The sequence below is a fragment of the Pleurocapsa sp. PCC 7319 genome, assembly GCF_000332195.1.
Classification (GTDB): Bacteria; Cyanobacteriota; Cyanobacteriia; order Cyanobacteriales; family Xenococcaceae; genus Waterburya.
Window position 1 is genome coordinate 5,571,034 of sequence record NZ_KB235922.1, and the last position, 18,859, is coordinate 5,589,892.

Sequence of the window (18,859 nt, forward strand, 5' to 3'; positions counted from 1 at the left end):
AGATATTGAATTAATTTACAATACTGTACTTAATCTTGATCCAACATTTGGTTGGGTAGCACAATTAAGGTATTTCCTTGCTTACGAACTACATAAACAGCTTCATTAGGGGCAATATCTCTAGATTCATCAGCACATTTAGCTCGCCAAGAATTACCTTCATATAGAACCCTACCTGTACTTCCTGCTGGAATACCACCAATGGCCGTGGCTTCTACATCATCTCCTGTAATTGATATTCTGCGCTTGGGTGTAAAGAAACGACGAGAAAGAATAATTAATCCAGTAGAAAAAACCAACCACAAACCCATCAATACCGTATATTGTGGCAAAACTAGAGATACTGCTGCCACTAGAAAAGCTGCAACACCCATCATAAAACTAACAAATGCTGTAGGGAAAACAAATTCCATTAAACAGAGAATACTTCCTGCAATTATCCAGAAAAGAGTGGGATTAACCATAAGCAATTGATTATTTATCTTGGGAAAATTTAAAAATCATAAATATCGATTTGTTTAATAATTATTCAGGAGAATATAATAATTGTAGCTATTCTGCGTCTCAAGATACATATAATTCATCAAAGAAACACATTGTTTGATGTGGCCTTTCTCAAATCGGTGAGGTACAAATATAAACTTAGTCAAAAACCTTAAAACCCCTGTTCCCTGTTCCCTGTTCCCCAACTCCACCAAGGTATATCTCATTAATACAAGAAACGCTATAGTTTTATAACTACTTTTATAGTTCAACTAACATTTTCCCTCAGTCACTCAGATCGGCCATAAACCGCTCACGATCAAACTGATAATTATGGTCTAGAAAATCAATGATTCTTTCTGTATCTTCTAGGGCATTCTGTAAACAAGTAGATGCTCCAGGAGATGGAGTGATATTAAAGATAATTTGATCCCCCAAAATTTTCGCTTCTCCCATTTCTAAAGCTTTGGTATTCAGATTGACAATTTGTGGTCTAACCCCACCATAGCCTCTGGCATAGGTAAGATCCTCCAACTTAATTGAGGGTATTATTTTTCTCACTTCTTTGATAAATAATCGCTTACCAATAATAGGAAAATCATAAACAAAATTAAGCGCAATATATTTAAAAATGATCGGGTCAGAGAGGATTTTAAGAAAGCTACTCACTGCTTTCAAACTTAACCCGGCAGTTTGAAAATATTCGATGATACTAGAATACTTATGACGTTCTAGCATTGGTAAAACTTTGGCAGTTGGACCAAAACGGGCGATCGCCTTATCATGCACTTCTGGATCGCCATGTATGGCAGCAAATGGTAATTTTTGACGCTGCACCGTGTACACCTTGCCATTTAACAACTGTGGCGCAAAATAAAAACTTCCTGCCACGCTAAGTAAAGCATAATCCAACCCGTAACCTAAAGATTTAGCAAATAATAAACTGTGTGCGCCAGCCGCGATCGCCACTACCTTTGCCTGAATACTTTTGTGTTTAGTTTTTATGTGATATGAGTGGTTCTCTCGCGTTATCTTCGTAACTTTTGTATCAAACATCAAATTAATATCTTTTCCTGAAATATCAAGAGAATTGTCTAAAAAAGATTCAGACAGAAGTTTGAAATCAACTGTATAACCTTCATGAGTAAATAGAGCGATAATTTCTTCTTCTGTTCTTCTTGCTTCTAATACTCTTGGTTCTTTTTTTACTATTTCAGCTCGATCAAGTATTTTTAAATCTGGAAAAAGTTGTTTAAATTCTTGATATCTATCTCTGAGTTTTTCAGCTTGTTCTTTACCTACACCCAAGACCATTTTATGGTACTTGGTATAAATCTCTTGCTTTTGATCCTTGTTTAGCAAATAATTCTTGACTAAGCTCGCTCCGGCATTAACCTTGGTCGCTTTAGTCAAAGTGTAATTAGTCTCAATGTCACCAAAATGTAGAGTTTGGCTATTACTATGTTTAGCAGAATTAATGAGAGCAACATCAGACTCTTTTTCAATTAAAACAATATTATTAATATTAGTATAGTTGCTTAAAGTATATAGTAGTGCTGTTCCACAAACACCGCCACCGATTATAGCAACTTCATAAGTGTTTTCCATATTTTTTACTGGTTAATATTTAATTTATAAGAGATAAATATCGAATTGGGTTAGCGGGATTTGCTGAATTATCATCATTAAACGAACTAGAAAATTCAGCAGCCATAGTATTTCAGGATACTAATTACGCTTTGAAAGTTAACTAAGCACCTTGGCCTCTACAACTTTTACAAAAATAGAGAAATAAGATTTACTTTGGGTGGCAGCTAAAGTAAACAATCAATTAGTTGGTTTTGCTGTTGTTCTTATTATAGATAAATCACCCATCACCATGAATTGTCAGTTATTCCCCAAGATTCTAGATAAGAAATTGGTACTAAACGCCTAATGTGAATTAAAAAACTTAAAGATAGCATTAGTAGCTATCAGCTATCAGCTCTTTAGATAAAGAAACGGCTACGCCGTAGCTATTAGCTATTAGCTATTAGCTCTTAGCTCTTAGTTCTTAGCTTCAATCAAATAGAGTCTTAAACTCTACCTGATTGTCGACGACCTAAGAGGTCGGAGTCTTAAACTCAATTACGCTTTTAGCAGTCAAACCAAGGCTAAAAGCTAAAGGCTAAAGGCTTTAAGCTTTAAGATAATAATCTAAGTGCAGCTCACAAACTCCTCAACTCATTGAAGTTTGTGAGAGATAATAGCTAAATTTGCTGGAAAGTGCGAATTTTGTGCTTGTTTCTCTATTTTCTTGATTTATACATCTACTAACAATTTTTAATTGCTAGGATATATGCGACCAAGGGATAGGTCTTCTGCCTTTTCTTACTGATTGTTTACCAGCATAATCAAATGAATAGACGAAAATCTACATTAGCTTTCCGAAAGCTAGAGGGAAAATGCTTCAACAGGGTACTACTTACGGCTAGTATTCTTTTTATTTTATATGTCACACTTTTCCCTTTCGATTTTGCAACTAGAGTTAACCCTGGGTTTGATTTTAGGCTTGTCAAACCAGATTCTTTAGGTGATTGGCTGAGAAATATAATTTTGTTTATTCCTTTTGGGTTTGGATTTAGTTACCTAAAGTTCAAAAGCAAGGAGCAAGAAGCAGCTTTACTAATAGGAGTCTTAATTCTTAGTTTTGGTTTGTCATTCCTAGTAGAAATACTACAATTATTCTTACCAGAAAGAACCTCTATGCTAACTGACATTTTTGCCAATACTTTTGGTGGTTTAGTAGGTTTTCTCTGCTTTCGTCTAGGGAGGGACAAAATCACTGCTCTAGTTGCTAGATTAATATTTAAAATTCAAAACTCGCTCAATCTTTCGAGGTTAATATTTATATTCGTTGCTTATTTAACATTAACTTTTCTACTGTCAGGCTACTTGCAAAATACTACAAATTTAAGTAATTGGAACTCTGATTTTCCGTTATTGCTAGGTAATGAAAAAACAGGGGATCGTCCTTGGCAAGGAAAGGTTTCTCAGCTTTCTATTGCGACCCGAGCTCTTTCCCCCTCAGAGGTAGAATATGTCTTATCTCAACATAATCCTATGACTGCAATCCAGGATTCTCTGGTAGCTTCATACCAGTTGCGGGGTCAAGGAAGTTACTCCGATGGTAAAGGTAATCTACCAGACTTAACTTGGAGAGGAGCACCACCGAATTCCCTCGATGGTAAGGGTATACTTTTGACTTCTAATCATTGGCTGAAAACTTCAGCTTCACCAGCTTTATTAACCCAGAGAATTAGTGATAGTTCTCAATTCACATTGATCGCTAGGGTTGCTACCAATGATACCAGCCAGACTGGTCCAGCCCGAATTATTTCACTTTCAGCGAATCCCTTACAACGCAATTTTACTCTGGGACAGGAGGGAACTAATCTGGATTTTCGCTTGCGAACTCCTCTGACTGGTAACAATGGCTCTAAACCCTCACTAACTATTCCCAATATTTTTGCAGATACTAACCCTCATGATTTAATTATTACTTACGATGGATCGATTGTTAAAATCTCTCTGGATGATTTGACCCGATCATATTCCCTAGAACTTCATCCTGGATCCCGTCTATTTTGGAATTTTATGCCACCTCACTCTAATGGTTTGAGCAATAAACTCAGTAAAATTTTCTATTATGGACTAATATTTGTTCCATTAGGCTTTATTTTTGGATTAATAGTCAAACTATCGAGACTAAGAACTCACCATACTAGATTGTTGATTTTTACAGGGTTACTATCTTCGTGCGGTATTTTTGAAGTACTTCTAAGTACAGTGAGTGGTAAATTCATGAGTCTAGAAAATTTATTGCTTAGTTTAATAATTATGGTTAGCGGAATCCTGCTAACAGACTTAATATTCATACCTACCTCAAGCTCACTTAGAATTGAGGATTAATAATTCCAACTTAAGTAATCAGCACAGATTCTCAATTCTTTTATTTAACCTTTTTCTCTGTCACCAAGGTACAGCTAACCCAATTCCCTTTTTTGTTGTAGCTGCGGATAATCCTCTGCCTAATCGTAGGCTCTAATAGCCATCCCATCTCCAAAACAAAATTATGACCCAATTTGACTTTTAAAGGACAATTACAAGATGCTCCATCAGGTAATAAGAGAATTTGCGCTGGTAAATCACTATCTTCAAATAACAATCTTGAACCCTCTATTCTGGCGCTAGAAGTAATAGTGCGATCGCCAAAGGACAAACTTTGCTCGATGTGATTACTGTCTTTCTGTTTAATTTTTAGATAGCTAGAAAAAGTATCAGGGTTTCTTAGATCGGCGTACATACTAACCGCTTCTCCCTGCCATTCTCCCAGTAAGCTAGAGACTTTCAATTGTGGTCTTTCAGGAATATTACTATCGGGAAGTTTTTCTCTAATTAAGACAACTCTCTCTAACTGAGAAGAACTATTATAAAGTTCTACCATCCGTAGTCGGCGATCGCCGTTACCAAAATCGTTATCAATCAAGCCAAACTCACCACCGAAAGTGCTATATGGTCCCCATTGCATACTACCCTGAGAAAAAGCACCATTTTCAAAAAAAAGAATACTACGATTAAGAGAGTCATAATCGACGACCACATCACGAGCAGGTTCATCTGGTGGTAGATAGCGAACTACTTGATGGACGTTTTGATTGTCATTCAATCCTTCTAAGGTAACTAAGGTCGGAGTATCGGCTATTTCTTCTCCTTGAGGCGAAAAACGAGTAAATGAACCATGCCATGCACCTAAATTCTTCAGAAAACAATCCCATTGAGAAAGCATATTCTTAGTAATCAATAATCAGTAATTATTAAAATTTACTATGATATGAGCTAGGCAATATTTGAACTAGCGAAATTTGAGTGAAAGTTCCCCGTCTTCATCCAGACACCATTGAAGAAGTCCAACACAGGATTGATATTGTCGATATCATCTCTGAGCATATCGTTTTACGTAAGCGAGGTAAAGATTATCTGGGTTTGTGTCCATTTCACAATGAAAAGACACCTAGTTTTAGTGTGAGTCAGGATAAGCAGGTCTATTACTGTTTTGGCTGTGGAGAAGGGGGCAACGTCTTTAAGTTTTTAATGGAGACAGGAAAACAATCTTTTGCTGAAGTAGTTTTAGATCTGGCTCGTCGCTATCAGGTGCCGATTAAGACAGTTGAACCAGAACAAAGACAGGAAATTCAACGCCAGCTAACTTTGAGGGAGCAATTATATGAAATCTTAGCCATCACCTCCAGTTTTTATGAACATGCTTTGCATCGGTCTCAAGGAGAAGCTGCTTTTCAGTATTTGCGTCACCAAAGAAAAATTGAAGAAGCTACGGTGAGTAAATTTCAATTAGGTTATGCTCCTGCGGGTTGGGAAACCCTATATAAATATCTAGTTGAACAAAAACGCTATGCGGTAAATCTGGTTGAACAAGCAGGATTAATTAAACCTCGCAAAACTGGTAGTGGATATTACGATGTATTTCGCGATCGCCTAATGATTCCGATCAAGGATCTTCAGGGCAGAATCATCGGCTTTGGTAGCCGTAGTCTCAAAGATGAAGATCAGCCGAAATATTTAAACTCTCCTGAAACCCCTTTGTTTGATAAAAGCAAAACTTTATTTGCCCTCGATCAAGCACGTAGTCAGATTGCTCAAGAGGATTGTGCGGTAGTAGTAGAAGGCTATTTCGATGCGATCGCTCTCCATGAAGCTGGTATTGCCAATGTCGTTGCCTCCTTAGGTACAGCCTTTACCCAAAATCAACTTAAGCAACTATTGCGCTTTACCGCTTCTAAACAAGTAATTCTTAACTTTGACGCTGATAAAGCAGGAGAAAAGGCTACTAAAAGAGCGATTAATGAAGTGGAAGATTTAGTTTATAGCGGAGTAATACAGTTACGTATCCTCAATCTTCCTGACAGTAAAGATGCTGATGAATTTATTAAAAGCCGAGCAGAGGGAGCAGTAATTTACTATCAAGCTTTAGCTAAAGCTCCACTGTGGCTTGACTGGCTAATAAATCGCTTAATCGCCGATCAAAATCTTAAAGCTGCCGATCAATTTCAACAGGTAGCAGCAGGAATGATTAGACTATTGAATAAATTACAAGATGCTAATCAACGCAACCATTACTTAACCCACTGTGCTGAATTATTGAGTCAGGGAGATACTAGATTAGTCTTACAGAATTTGGCTACCCTGAAGTCACAGATTAAAACTGCTCGTCCCAGATATCAGAATAATTACTCCACTAAGAAAAATAATTCTTCTGTGGCGCAACTGGCTTTTAAAATTGCTACCAACCCTGAAAGCGAACTCTTGGAACAGGCAGAGGCTTTATTATTGAGGATCTATATTCACTATCCTCGATACCGAAACCAAATTATTGAGCAGTTAGAAACCAGAGACTTATTATTTAATGTCGTTGCTCATCGGTTTCTGTGGCAACAAATAATAGGGATTGAAGCAGAAATTGCTGAAAAATCGACAGTAGGATTAAATCCTTTGTTAAGCGAATTATATAATCGTAGTCTAGATTTTCCCGAAAATATGATTTCTGTTACAAGATTATTTCATTTAGATGAAAAAACTCAAGAAGATGTTTTTCGTGCCGATGTACGCATAGCCGAGGCGATCGCATCTTTAGAACAGGTAAACTATCAAAAGCGTCATTTTTACTGCATAAAACAGTTACAAAATCTCAACCCTACCAAGGATCTGGAACTGATGAAATATTACTATCAGGAAATTCAAACTACCGTAGAAAAAATCAACCAGCTAGAACAAATACGTCGAACATTTGCTCAAGACCCCGTGTTATGAATCAGGGCGAACGCATCTAAATCAGAGGAAAAAAGTAGTTAGGATAAATCTATTAAATTTCACCTAGACGTGCTTTTGGGTAGAGAAAATTAAGCTAGTTTATGGCAATCCATAAAGTCTCTGATCATATCTTGTTCTCGGAGATAACGAAGATTATCCTGACCTCCTTTTTGGGAGAAATCTCTCAGTCGGATCTCTAAATAAGATTTTAGTTTTTGGCTTAACTCCTGTTTCAGTTTTGGAGTTTCCGCTGCTTCTAGCTTTTCTGCTAATTTGCGTTCCAGCTCTTGTCGATCTCGGCGACAATCAGGAAGCTCTAAAACTTGTACGGCATTTTCCCAATTTGAAGCCAAAGTAACTTTTTCCTGTTTTCCTTTATTTATCGTTGAATAACAGATGACATTTTGCTTGGTATTTTGATTAATTTCTGATTTTAAAATCTCTAAAGTCCGAAGAATTAAGACTATTTTTTCGGTATCTTTGTTTGGGGGTATAAAATCCCAAAAGATTATTTCTTGTTGCAGATGTACTGATGGGGGTAAATCTACTTGTTGTCCCCTAAGTCTTGCTCTTTCTGCCATAATTCTTTGTCCTCGCCAATTTTGATAAGCGCGACGAAGTTGCTCTGTTCCTTGGAGGCAACGAAGAGAAAATCCACCTACTTCCTGAACGGCAAGGATTTTATGCCTTTCTTTGGTGGTAATTGGCGCGATCGCTTCTTCATCCGAGAAGTATTTACGCAGTATCTCGACTTGTTTGATTGCTGCGATTTCTGTGGGATTGTCACCACCAATTAAGCCAGCCTTGGCTAGATTAATATAGTTAAATTGAGACGATTGGGGAATATTGCGATCTAATCGGACTAAAGGTTGAGACTGCTCGAATAATTCACGAATACGTGTGTCTCGATCTGCTTCTGTGGAAAATCTTTGCATAAAGCGGGTACAGGCATCAGCATCTTGATATAGTTTGGTGTTGACTCCTGCTTTTTCCAAGCAAAGCAAAGTATGTTGATAGACAATTTTTTCAAAATCAGGATATTGAATCTCAGGAATTTTTTCAATATCCAATAGACGAAATACCTCCTGTGCTCGACGAGAGTTTTGCCATAAGGACGTACTGGCATTTAATATTACCTGGCTTAATTGTTGAGCCATTACTTCTAATCCTCTTTGAGCAGGATTTTCCAGATTAGCTTCTTGATCGCCGTTAGTTTTTGTCAAAAAATCTTCATAAATTTCGTTAAGTCTAGCTCGCTCAAAAAGTTTTTCCCCAACAATTTCTAAGGCATCGGCTTTATTAGCTTGTTGGTTAGCAAGTTCTTGAAATTTGGCTTGAGATTGGGAAACTCTCTGCTGCCAGATGTTTAACTGATGGCGCAGTTCTACTAAATATTCTTTGAGGCGACGGAGAATTCCCACGGCGACAATTCTTGATTTACGTTCCAGGAGTGAATTTAGGGCTTGACCCAGATTGTTGAGAGCTAGATCGCACTCTTGATTGATCTTTGATTGTTTGGTTAAACCCCACAAATCCTTATATTCGTGTAGTCGGAATAAAGCCGCTTCATATTCTTGCCAGGCTGCTTGCTCCACCACCAGCCAAGTTTTTTCAGCTTCTCGCTCCATTTTGGCAATATTACGTTCAAAGCTATCTTCCATTAAATCTAGCTCTAATTGAAGAAACTTCAGTCCTAAATTGCGATCGACAAGCACGGTGTAAAGTCGTTCTTGTAATTCCCCTATTGCTTGATTAATCAAGCGATCGCGATTGTCATAAATTACTTTAAAAAAGTCACCGTGAGTTCGCTCATCATTTTGCGGTTCTCGCAAATGATCCTGCAAATATTCCTCTACCTTTGGTCTGAGGTAGCCGTCAACAAACTCAAGTATCTGACCGGTTTCACGACTAAAGACTTTAACAACACCATCTGCTCGACACTCCAGCAAGTTTTCAGTTGTAATTTCTTGACGAATTTTTCCCAGCCATTGCTGAATTACAACTTGATAAGGATAGGAACGATCTGTCGTTTGTAAAATTGCTCGACGCAATTCATTACCCAACAAATTCATGCTTCTCAGGCGGGCATAAACTATGGTTTGAGGTTCCACAGGTAAAGGAACTGAGCTATTGAGCCACCATTTACATAAATCTGTAGCTAGAAGATAAGCTAAATAATGGCGAATATGATGAATCGGAACTTCAACAGTTGCTATGCCAAAACTCATAAAGTTGCGCGGATAACTCCTGCCCTGGGGAGGTAGATCGTTTTGTCCTGCTGCTGCCCGAACGATATTATCTCTAATAGAACGTTTATAAGCAGAAAAATCGGAGACTAAATCGAGAAAGATATTTTGAGCCATCGATTCTCTAACAGCATCTAAAGTCAGGTTGACACCGTGTTCGTTAGTAGTACCAGTGAGGTAAATATAGTCGTAGGGCGGCTGTTGCGACTCAATAGCCGAACCACCAGTAACACCATACTGGGCAGAAAAAGTGGTGTTTTGATCGCAGTAATAGTTTAGTTCCATTAAGGCAGCATAACCATTACACTTAACACGATCATTAGCACTAATACTGCTAAAACCATCAGGAGTCGAAATTATCGCGGTAGTTTGAACTCCCTGTTCTCCTTCAAACCAGCGTTGGAGCAAATACCCCAGATCGATCACCATGCCACTACCCGTACCTCCAGCAATGGAACAAACCACAAATATATTTAGTTTTGGCTTGACCTGAAGACTGTAATTTTGGGACATGAAAGCGATATTTTCCCCTCGGCAAATTTTTCTCTTGGCATTCTGACAGGCATCACTAATGCGATCGCAGTTAAAAAATAAGGAAAAGCGTCCGCAGGCTCGAATTTGCCCTGCTCCTGTTTCGGAGACTAATAGTCGAGGATTATTAATCAGTTCCGTTGGGAGCCACTGGTGATACCAAGGATAGATTTCTGGATGATGGACGATTTTTTGGGCTTCGGCTAAAGCTACCTGGGAAAGATATTTTTCTGATGCTTCCAAAGTATCTCCTGACATCAGAGGATTACTGGGCTTGGCTTCACGGTCAGTATCGATGTGTAAAAAACCAGCAATGGGAAAGTTAGCCAAATCGCCATAGGATTCTCTAATTAAACGCCGAACTCGGGAAATTACTTCTAATCCCGTACCGCCAAGTCCGATAACTAAGGTAGGAACAATGGTTTTTCTATCTTCTCGCATTTTTATTTCTTTATAAATCTGTTAATTACCAATGAAAGCTTGTGGTCAGCATCCTTGTAATGCGGGCAATCCCATCCACCAAAAGGTCATCATTGTCCAAAAAACAGCATTAAACAAAGCAATTCTGCCTGCATGGTCAAAGCGGATCTGCAGAAAGTTTTGTAATAGTCTGTCTAGAGGAAAGAGCAACATCCACATTAGAGAAATCAGGGCCAGACTCAAGAAAAATTTGACAAATTTCGAGTTAGAACTAAATTTCTGTCTCAGTCGATTGGTAATTAAAGATTGAATATTTTGCACGTCAGCAGACAAAGCTAGTCCGCCAGTATCGCGTGCTGCTTGAGCCAAATTATGGGGAATAGTCTGACTCACAATCAAAAAATTTAGTTTGACCCGATGAGACTGGGCACGCAAAATTTGTGTGGGACTTAAATTTGCTGCTCCATCGGTAACCACCAGCATTTCTTTGCAGCGCTCGAGCTGGCTGGAAAGGGAATTTATACCCGATTCTACTGCTAGAGTTAGATTCGTTCCTCCTCCGACTTGCTTGAAGATATTTGCCTGTACTGCCTGCTCTAATGCAGTTGCGATCGCCTCAGAATCAGCAGAGAAATTATTAGTAATCGGCTGCACTAGATCGGCAAATCCAGCTAGAGATAAGTTATTGGGGTTGGGCGATAGAGCGTTTTCTTTAGCGTAGGCTTTGACTGCTTCAATTTCAGCTGCCATCAAACTTTTCCCACTTTTAAAGTCCCGATCATAAGTACTACTACTAAGATCGAGCATCATCTGTACGGAAACAGGGGGAGAAAACCAGCCCAAAGTATTAGTAAGCAAAGAAACGACGAGGAATACTAAAACTAAGAAGCCGGAAAGTTGCAAAATTGGATAACGCCAAGGGGAAGAAGGATAGGATAAAGTCATGGTATGGGGGAATATTTATTAATGGACAATGGATAATTGGCAATGGACAATTAGATTAATGTCAGAGAAAAAAGCACTGGTTACGTTAATGTTCGATTAATTTGAATCCGTTAATCATTTCTCTTGGTTTACCTAGCGCACCTGGTGCGATTTGCACGAGAACGCCATCTCCAGACCTTTCTCCATTCGTAAAAGAAAGTGGTTCGCCAGATGTTTCACTGGAGACAAGATTAACCAGCCGTAAATTTTGTTCTACAGAAGATCTAGTAGGATTGGGGCTTGCAGCTATAGCTTTGAGTAGGGCTTGTGTCGCATCATAACTAGCAGCAGTCCGCCAGTTCACCGTACCCATCCAGCGTTGATTAGCTTGTTCGGCATAGGGTTGATTGGTGGCAAACCAGGGAACTGCAATTACTAGATCGTCTACCGCCGAACCACCATTATTCAGAGTTTGAGAACTGTATAAAGCATCCCCTCCTATCATCGGTAATTTTTGTGCAGACAATTCTGTATTTGCTCTGGCAATACCAATTGCGACAGAAGTAGTGTTGGTATTAGGAAATAAAGCGATCGCATCTATCCTTCCTTGAAGTGCTTGAATTTGTTGTCTAGGATCGAAATTAGAATCGCTAAGATCGATTGAACCTGATACTTTCCCACCTAGCTTTTGGAAATGAGCTTCAAATGCGTTTTGTAGGCTTTTACTATAACTACTGTGAGGATTGTAAAAAACTGCAACTCGATTAATACCCGTTTGGTCAGCATATTGAGCCAGCTTCTTACCAGTTATTTCGTCTGAAGGGACGGTTCTATAGAAATAATTACTCTTTAAAGAAGTACTGGTACTGGTAGGGGAAATAATCGCTAAATTAGCTTTTTCATATTCAAAGAGTGCTATTTCACTGGCACTGCTGGAATTATGTCCAATTATCCCCAAAATATTAAGATCGCTAGCTAATTTTTGGGCAATAGTTTGAGCTCGTTGAGGCTCATTACCATCGTTAGCAATATCTACTTGTACTAATTTTCCCCCTGCTCCGCCCGCATAATTAAATTGAGTTTGAGCATCTGCTATTCCCCTCAACATTTCTTTGGCAGAAGTTTCTTTATTTTCTACAGGAACTACTACTGCTATTTTCAGTGGAGAGCCTTGAAAAGAAGCTTGGGCGTTGTTGAGATAGATTTGTACTTCTGGATCGCTGCGATCGCTGAAAACAGCTTTTTCTAAATTTTTGATCGCGACAGCATAATTACCCTGCTTAAAGGCTTCAATGCCATTATCTCGATACTTATTACTGTTACCTTTAAATAAAACGCGATCGCTTTGACTAATCCATTCGGGATTGAAAGGAATAGGTGTAGTTAAAGTATTATTATTAGTCCGTGGTACTAAGTTTATCTGGTCGGTTGAATTCCCAGGTGCAGAACCTTGAGACTCGGGCTTATCAATAACGGAACAAGTGCCATTAAGCTTTTCTTGACCTTCTGGACAGGGCTTGAATTTTTGCCATAGATACAATCCGCTTCCTAGACTAGCGACGATAGCTAAAGCTATTCCCAGAATGGGTTTAAGTTTTCTATCATTACTTGAAGGAGAAATGCTTTTAGCTTTAGATAAATCTTCTCGATTATTTTTACAGCCTGGGAACATACAACTATCTCCCCAGTTTTCAATTTCTGGATGAGAATTAGCCGAAATTCCCTGACATATCCAAGGGGCAGAATTTCTGGTGGTGTCCGAATTATTTGGTGATTCTATCATTGGTATTACAAATCGAAAAAAAAGGCTGGCAAAGTGACGATAAATCACTTAACCAGCCTCGTAGTGGATTTTCCCACTCTCTTGACTAGACATAGTATTCTATTTATTCTTGGAGAATCTCGATCTCCATTAACCAGCGGTTGTTATAACCTGCTTGGCACTGAGTATCCTCATTTATTCCAGAGAATATCTATAGGAATGAGTTACACGACAGACTAAAGTTTTCTTTTTATCTTTAGTAAAACTAATATCAATCGAGCCAAATCCAGTTTTGTTGATTATTTTCAATAGATTATTGCGAAAAATCTGGTTAGCTTTAGTTTTAAATACCGGGGAGCAGTCTAAAAAATTCTGAAATTCCTCTTTAGGAAAGGCAAATGGAGCTTCTATTAAATTTTTGGCGTTAATTTTTAAATGTTCTTTACCGCCAATTCCAGGATGCATTTGAATATCAAGGCAAATACCTCCTGTTCCACAGGCTTCATATCTAGATATGGCAGAACTGAGAGATTTAAATGACTTATCAAGAGAGTGTGAATTTGGAGAGTTCATTTCTGTATTAGTTGTTTTACTCTACATTCAATCAAAAGTATCAAATTGATAACTAATTGTATAAAGAATATATCTAATTTATATATCTCTTGTCAAGAAAGTTCTATTTTTGTCAGCCCCTATTTGGTAGGGTTTGTACGACTTAGATTTGAGCTTCAGACTGATAAACTATAGATATAAGCTCACTATTGATAAGTTGGTTGTGTAATTATTTATCTTTATGTTCAAAATCTCCGAAGACTTGTTGCAGGCGATCGCCCTAGAGCAGAATATTTCGCAAATAGAATTAGGAACTCTAAAATTGGCTCTGTTGGGTAAATCGGCTATAGAAATTGCCACAGTTCTAGATGTGAGTGCAGTGGCAGTTAGAAAGAGATTGGGTTCGGTATATCAAAAGTTCGACCTGCCAGGAAAGAGTCCAGGTAAATTGGTAGCTCTGAAAAATATTCTTACGGAGAGATCTCAACAACTATCACAAGTAAAGCAGGTTCAATTTACACAAGACTGGGGTGACGCGATTGATGTCGCCGATTTTTATGGCAGAGAATTGGAGTTAGAACATATAGAAAAGTGGGCAATTGAAGAGCATTGTCGCTTGATAACTCTTCTGGGTATGGGAGGGATTGGAAAAACAACTTTATCGATTAAGTTGGCACAAAAGATTGCCCCGAAATTCGATTTTGTAGTCTGGAGAAGTCTGCGCAGTGCTCCAGCAATAACCGATGTGGTTGAAGATATTTATAATTCTTTATCTCAACAACAACAAGATTTACCAGCCAATGTTGGCGATCGCACTAAGATTTTACTAAACGAATATTTACGCCAATATCGTTGTCTGATTGTTTTAGACAATTTAGAGTCTATTCTCCAAAGTGAGACTCGTGCGGGAGCCTATCGTCCAGGATGCGAAGATTATGGGGAATTTTTACGGCAAATAGGCGAAATCCCTCACTCAAGCTGTGTGGTTCTAACTAGTAGAGAGCTACCGAAAGAAGTTGCCTTATTAGCAGGAAATACCAAACCGATAAAAATTTGGCGCTTGCAAGGATTACAAACAGCAGGAAAGAGTATTCTCCAAGCCGAAGGTTTATTTGGTTCTGAGACCAAGCTGCAAGAATTAATCGATAACTATGCTGGAAATCCTCTAGCTTTAAGAATTGCTGCCACGACGATTAAAAATCTATTTGGGGGCAACATCGATGGATTTCTCGCCCAAAAAGTAATTACTTTTGGGGATATTAGCGACTTGCTTCGGGAACAGTTAGTACGGTTATCAGACCTAGAACGGGAGATTATGTACTGGCTAGCAATTGAACGGGAGCCAGCTACCCTAAATCAGTTGCAATCGAATTTTGTGATCGCGCCAACAATTCCCCAACTCCTAGAGGCGATCGAGTCATTAACCCGTAGGTCTTTAGTGGAAGTAGAGGAAAGGGAAAGTAAGTTTACCCTGCAAAATGTCATCGTTGAATATCTTTATGATCGCCTAATTGAATCAATTTGCCAGGAAATTACTGCCCAAAAAAGTGAATTTCTGAACAATTACGCTCTACTTCAAGCTACAGCCAAGGAATATATCAGAGATGCTCAAGCCCATTTGCTGCTTGAGCCTGTCAAAAATCGATTGCTCGCTCTTTTAGGCGATCGTAGCCAAGTTGAGTCCCAGCTAAAGCAAATTATAGCAACTTGGCGACAAAAAACAGAATCTACCCCCAGAGCTGGATACACGGCAGGAAACATACTCAATTTACTCTGTCAATTACAATCCGATCTCCGAAAATACGATTTTTCTCATCTGGCAATTCGTCAAGCATATTTGCAGAATATCAATTTACCAGAAGTTAATTTTGCCTATTCTCATTTTTCCCAGTGCGTTTTCTCAAAAATTTTTGGTGGTGTTTTATCCGTAGCCTATAGTCCTGATGGTCAGTATCTTGCCACAGGAGATACCAATGGAGAAATAATACTTTGGGAAGTTAATCAAGGTAGGCTTAAATCGAGAATCAGAGCAGATAGCAATTGGATTCGTTCCGTAGCATTTAGTCCAAACGGTCAATTTCTTGCCAGCACGGGGGAAAATCAAACCATTAAAATTTGGTCGATGGTTGATGACTCATGTATACAAATGATAAATGATGTTCAAAATCAAGTTTGGGTCGTCAGCTTTAGCCCCGACGGTTCCACAATTGTCAGTGCTGGTGAAGATAAAACTGTAAAAATTTGGTCAGTGGAAAGCGGACAATGCCTTAAAACTTTTGTTGGTCATAGTGATTGTGTTCGTTCGGTAGCGTTTAGTCTTGATGGTCAGTATCTTGCTAGTGGTAGTGAAGATAAAACCGTTAAGATTTGGTCAGTGGCAAGCGGACAGTGCCTTAATACTTTTACTGGTCATAACAACTGGATTCGAGCCGTAGCGTTTAGTCTTGATGGTCAGTATCTTGCTAGTGGTAGTGAAGATAAAACCGTCAAGATTTGGTCAGTGGCAAGCGGACAGTGCCTTGATACTTTTACTGGTCATAACAATTGGGTTTGGTCTTTAGCATATAGCCCTGATGGTCAATATCTTGCCAGCGGTAGTGCTGATCGCACCATCAAGATTTGGCACTTAGCTACCAGTCAATGTCAACAAACTTTAGCAGGCCACCAAAACTGGGTTCAATCAATAGCCTATAGTCCTGATGGTCAATATCTTGCTAGCGGTAGCACAGATCGCACAGTCAAAATTTGGCACTTAGCTACCAGTCAATGTCAACAAACCTTACAAGGTCATAGTATTTGGATGAGAGCCATAGCCTATAGTCCTGATGGTCAGTATCTTGTTAGCGGAGGAGAAGATAAAACTGTCAAGATTTGGTTGGTAGAAAACGGTCAATGCCTGAAAAATTTTGTTGGACACAGTAATTGGGTTCAGTCAGTAGCATATAGCCCCGATGGTCAATACATTGCTAGTAGTAGTCCCGATCGTACGATCGAGATATGGGAACTTAAAAGTGGTAAATCTCAAGAGATATTGGAAACAAACGGTAACTGGAGTAGAACCCTAGCATTTAGCCCCGATAGTAAAACTCTTGTCAGTGGAAATGAAGATTCAACGGTTAAGATCTGGTCGGTAAAAAGTGGTCAATGCCTTGCCACTTTCACTGGTCATGAAAACTGGGTGAGTTCGGTGGCATATAGCCCAGATTGTCAATACATCGCTAGTGGTAGCTCAGATCGAACTATTAAAATCTGGGAAATCAAAAGCGGTCAATGCCTTAATACTTTTAGTCATGAAAACTGGGTGAGTTCAGTAGCATATAGTCCTGATGGTCAATACATTGCTAGTAGTAGCTCAGATCGAACTATTAAAATCTGGGAAATCAAAAGCGGTCAGTGCCGTACCACTTTCAGCGAGCATGAAAACCATATATCATCAGTGGCATATAGTCCTAATGGTCAATATCTTGCCAGTGGTAGTGAAGACCAAACTATTAAAATTTGGGAGCTAAAAAGCGATCGCTGTATTAATACTCTTTCAGGTCATAGTAACTGGGTAAGTTCGGTAGCGTTTAGTCCCGATAGCAAATATCTTGCCAGTACCAGTATCGATGAAACAATTAAGTTATGGGATTTAACATCAGGTCATTGCCTTAAAACTATGCGCTCTACTCGACCTTATGAAGCAATGAACATTTATGGTGCTAAGGGATTAAGTACAACTCAAATAGCTGTTTTGCAAGCCTTAGGAGCAAAGTTAGAATCTAATTTATGATATTTATCGAACAGAAATTGTTCCCGTTTTAAATTTATTTCACTAATTTTAGCCAACGTTTGTACAATCAATTGAAGAACAATCTCACTTTGCAAATTGACGATTCTGAATGGAAATACTATCTCGACCGCGAAGTACCTTTGCAGAATTATCCCCAATATCCATGGCAATTAAAGCGCGATCAAGCTGGAAATCCTATCTTCAAGAATTTACCCACAATCTCTCGGCATTTATTCAAGAACCAAAGTGGCGATGTATGTCCATTTGGCGATCTTCCTTCTCCAGTAGCTTGTCTGGAAAAAACCGAAGCATTACAAGATGTGAAAAATGCCTATTTAATTTCTGCTCTTAGATTTGAATTAAATCCCTATAAAAATACTCAGCCAGGAATGAGTAATCAGCTTCGGGGAATACCTCAACCCTTGAAGGAATTACATGAGAAATTAACATTCTATTCGCCTCGGTTGCATGTAGATAAAATACTAAAGTCTTCTTCTCAGAATGAATTTGATTCGGCTTTGAATCAAATGCAGCAGCAAGCTCGCTTTTGGTATGTTCGCGAACTAATACCAAAAATGAATGCCAATCCCTTTGCACCCCAACTCCACAATTATGAGCTTCCAGCAGATAATACGCGACGACTCATAGCAGCTAATTCACCTCAGAAAAATTTGCCGTTTACTTATCCCTATTCTTATATAACTAAGCTAAAACCATCAATGATTCGCGATCTGACTCAATATGTCCGCTTGCAAAATAGTCCTTATCTGTTTTTTGACTTGATGCAGTGGTTGGAAAGAGATGTTTTACGGTGGCAATGGCAGTCTTTAAAGCAAGGGAGGAAGATTGGTAATCAAGAGGGAATGATTAAAGTTATGACCGATTGGCACGATCAAGACGGCAAGAAGCGCGAAGAGCCTATTATTTTTCCTATAGGTGTTCCTATCGACTATATTCAATTTACTCGGAGACAAAATATACCATTCATAACTGTAGAATTTGCTAAAACTACCCATGGTAAAATGACTCACTGGCTTCAAGAGCACATCTGGCAACGCTTTTGCTATCAGTACCCTGATCGGCATCATCTCTATCCCTCTGAATTCTTCACCGACCTAGGGCAAGTTCATCCTGCCTTTGCTGATTCTATTTATGAATTTCATGTGCCCAATATAGTCAATCCTGCCAATACTCATTTTTGGTATATCTTGCAACATTATCTGCCAATGCTCGAGATCGTCGAAAATGCATGATGTTGTGATTGGCTGATTTATCAATAAATACGAATTTGGTATAAATATT

11 protein-coding genes are annotated in these 18,859 nt (G+C 38.7%); 4 read left to right on the forward strand and 7 right to left on the reverse strand.

Features of this window, described 5'->3' with window-relative positions; genetic code table 11:
* Positions 1 to 29: 29 nt before the first annotated feature.
* Together PLEUR7319_RS0129385 and PLEUR7319_RS0129390 are read right to left on the reverse strand one after the other, a co-directional pair.
* Positions 30 to 464, reverse strand: a complete 435-nt coding sequence (locus PLEUR7319_RS0129385; RefSeq protein WP_019508811.1) for an NfeD family protein — start codon at positions 462 to 464, stop codon at positions 30 to 32.
* Between the two features lie 304 nt (positions 465 to 768).
* Positions 769 to 2,091: an FAD-dependent oxidoreductase gene (locus PLEUR7319_RS0129390; protein WP_019508812.1), complete on the reverse strand. Its 1,323-nt coding sequence runs from the start codon at positions 2,089 to 2,091 to the stop codon at positions 769 to 771.
* A gap of 789 nt (positions 2,092 to 2,880) precedes the next feature.
* Between PLEUR7319_RS0129390 and PLEUR7319_RS37130 the strand changes: the two genes are divergently transcribed.
* Complete coding sequence (locus PLEUR7319_RS37130) at positions 2,881 to 4,434, forward strand: VanZ family protein (protein ID WP_019508813.1); 1,554 nt, start codon at positions 2,881 to 2,883, stop codon at positions 4,432 to 4,434.
* Positions 4,435 to 4,474: 40 nt separating this feature from the next.
* On the opposite strand, the gene PLEUR7319_RS0129400 is transcribed toward PLEUR7319_RS37130, so the two are convergent.
* On the reverse strand, positions 4,475 to 5,311 hold the full coding sequence (locus PLEUR7319_RS0129400; protein ID WP_019508814.1) for a DUF3598 family protein: 837 nt from the start codon (positions 5,309 to 5,311) through the stop codon (positions 4,475 to 4,477).
* 80 nt (positions 5,312 to 5,391) lie between these two features.
* Here PLEUR7319_RS0129400 and dnaG point away from each other — a divergent pair, with 80 nt between their 5' ends.
* The gene (dnaG, locus tag PLEUR7319_RS0129405; protein WP_019508815.1) at positions 5,392 to 7,350 is read left to right on the forward strand and encodes a DNA primase; all 1,959 of its coding nucleotides are present in this window, start codon (positions 5,392 to 5,394) and stop codon (positions 7,348 to 7,350) included.
* A gap of 89 nt (positions 7,351 to 7,439) precedes the next feature.
* Here dnaG and PLEUR7319_RS37135 read toward each other — a convergent pair whose 3' ends face one another.
* From PLEUR7319_RS37135 to PLEUR7319_RS0129425, 4 genes are all read right to left on the reverse strand, one after another.
* Complete coding sequence (locus tag PLEUR7319_RS37135; protein WP_019508816.1) at positions 7,440 to 10,568, reverse strand: tubulin-like doman-containing protein; 3,129 nt, start codon at positions 10,566 to 10,568, stop codon at positions 7,440 to 7,442.
* Positions 10,569 to 10,613: 45 nt separating this feature from the next.
* The gene (locus tag PLEUR7319_RS0129415) at positions 10,614 to 11,492 is read right to left on the reverse strand and encodes a vWA domain-containing protein (protein ID WP_019508817.1); all 879 of its coding nucleotides are present in this window, start codon (positions 11,490 to 11,492) and stop codon (positions 10,614 to 10,616) included.
* A gap of 85 nt (positions 11,493 to 11,577) precedes the next feature.
* Positions 11,578 to 13,254, reverse strand: a complete 1,677-nt coding sequence (locus PLEUR7319_RS37140) for an ABC transporter substrate-binding protein (RefSeq protein WP_019508818.1) — start codon at positions 13,252 to 13,254, stop codon at positions 11,578 to 11,580.
* Positions 13,255 to 13,428: 174 nt separating this feature from the next.
* Positions 13,429 to 13,806 carry a hypothetical protein gene (locus PLEUR7319_RS0129425; protein ID WP_019508819.1) on the reverse strand — a complete coding sequence of 126 codons (378 nt, stop codon included), beginning with the start codon at positions 13,804 to 13,806 and terminating at the stop codon, positions 13,429 to 13,431.
* 220 nt (positions 13,807 to 14,026) lie between these two features.
* Between PLEUR7319_RS0129425 and PLEUR7319_RS0129430 the strand changes: the two genes are divergently transcribed.
* Together PLEUR7319_RS0129430 and PLEUR7319_RS0129435 are read left to right on the forward strand one after the other, a co-directional pair.
* Entirely contained in the window at positions 14,027 to 17,557 is a 3,531-nt protein-coding gene (locus tag PLEUR7319_RS0129430; protein WP_019508820.1) for an NB-ARC domain-containing protein, read from the forward strand.
* 71 nt (positions 17,558 to 17,628) lie between these two features.
* The gene (locus PLEUR7319_RS0129435; RefSeq protein ID WP_144054398.1) at positions 17,629 to 18,810 is read left to right on the forward strand and encodes a hypothetical protein; all 1,182 of its coding nucleotides are present in this window, start codon (positions 17,629 to 17,631) and stop codon (positions 18,808 to 18,810) included.
* Positions 18,811 to 18,859 lie beyond the last annotated feature (49 nt).

Excerpts from the sequence above, each read along its gene's own strand:
- PLEUR7319_RS0129385 (WP_019508811.1), bottom strand. The coding sequence starts at position 464 with ATGGTTAATCCCACTCTTTTCTGGATAATTGCAGGAAGTATTCTCTGT.
- PLEUR7319_RS0129390 (WP_019508812.1), bottom strand. The coding sequence starts at position 2,091 with ATGGAAAACACTTATGAAGTTGCTATAATCGGTGGCGGTGTTTGTGGA.
- PLEUR7319_RS37130 (WP_019508813.1), top strand. The coding sequence starts at position 2,881 with ATGAATAGACGAAAATCTACATTAGCTTTCCGAAAGCTAGAGGGAAAA.
- PLEUR7319_RS0129400 (WP_019508814.1), bottom strand. The coding sequence starts at position 5,311 with ATGCTTTCTCAATGGGATTGTTTTCTGAAGAATTTAGGTGCATGGCAT.
- PLEUR7319_RS37135 (WP_019508816.1), bottom strand. The coding sequence starts at position 10,568 with ATGCGAGAAGATAGAAAAACCATTGTTCCTACCTTAGTTATCGGACTT.
- PLEUR7319_RS0129415 (WP_019508817.1), bottom strand. The coding sequence starts at position 11,492 with ATGACTTTATCCTATCCTTCTTCCCCTTGGCGTTATCCAATTTTGCAA.
- PLEUR7319_RS37140 (WP_019508818.1), bottom strand. The coding sequence starts at position 13,254 with ATGATAGAATCACCAAATAATTCGGACACCACCAGAAATTCTGCCCCT.
- PLEUR7319_RS0129425 (WP_019508819.1), bottom strand. The coding sequence starts at position 13,806 with ATGAACTCTCCAAATTCACACTCTCTTGATAAGTCATTTAAATCTCTC.
- PLEUR7319_RS0129430 (WP_019508820.1), top strand. The coding sequence starts at position 14,027 with ATGTTCAAAATCTCCGAAGACTTGTTGCAGGCGATCGCCCTAGAGCAG.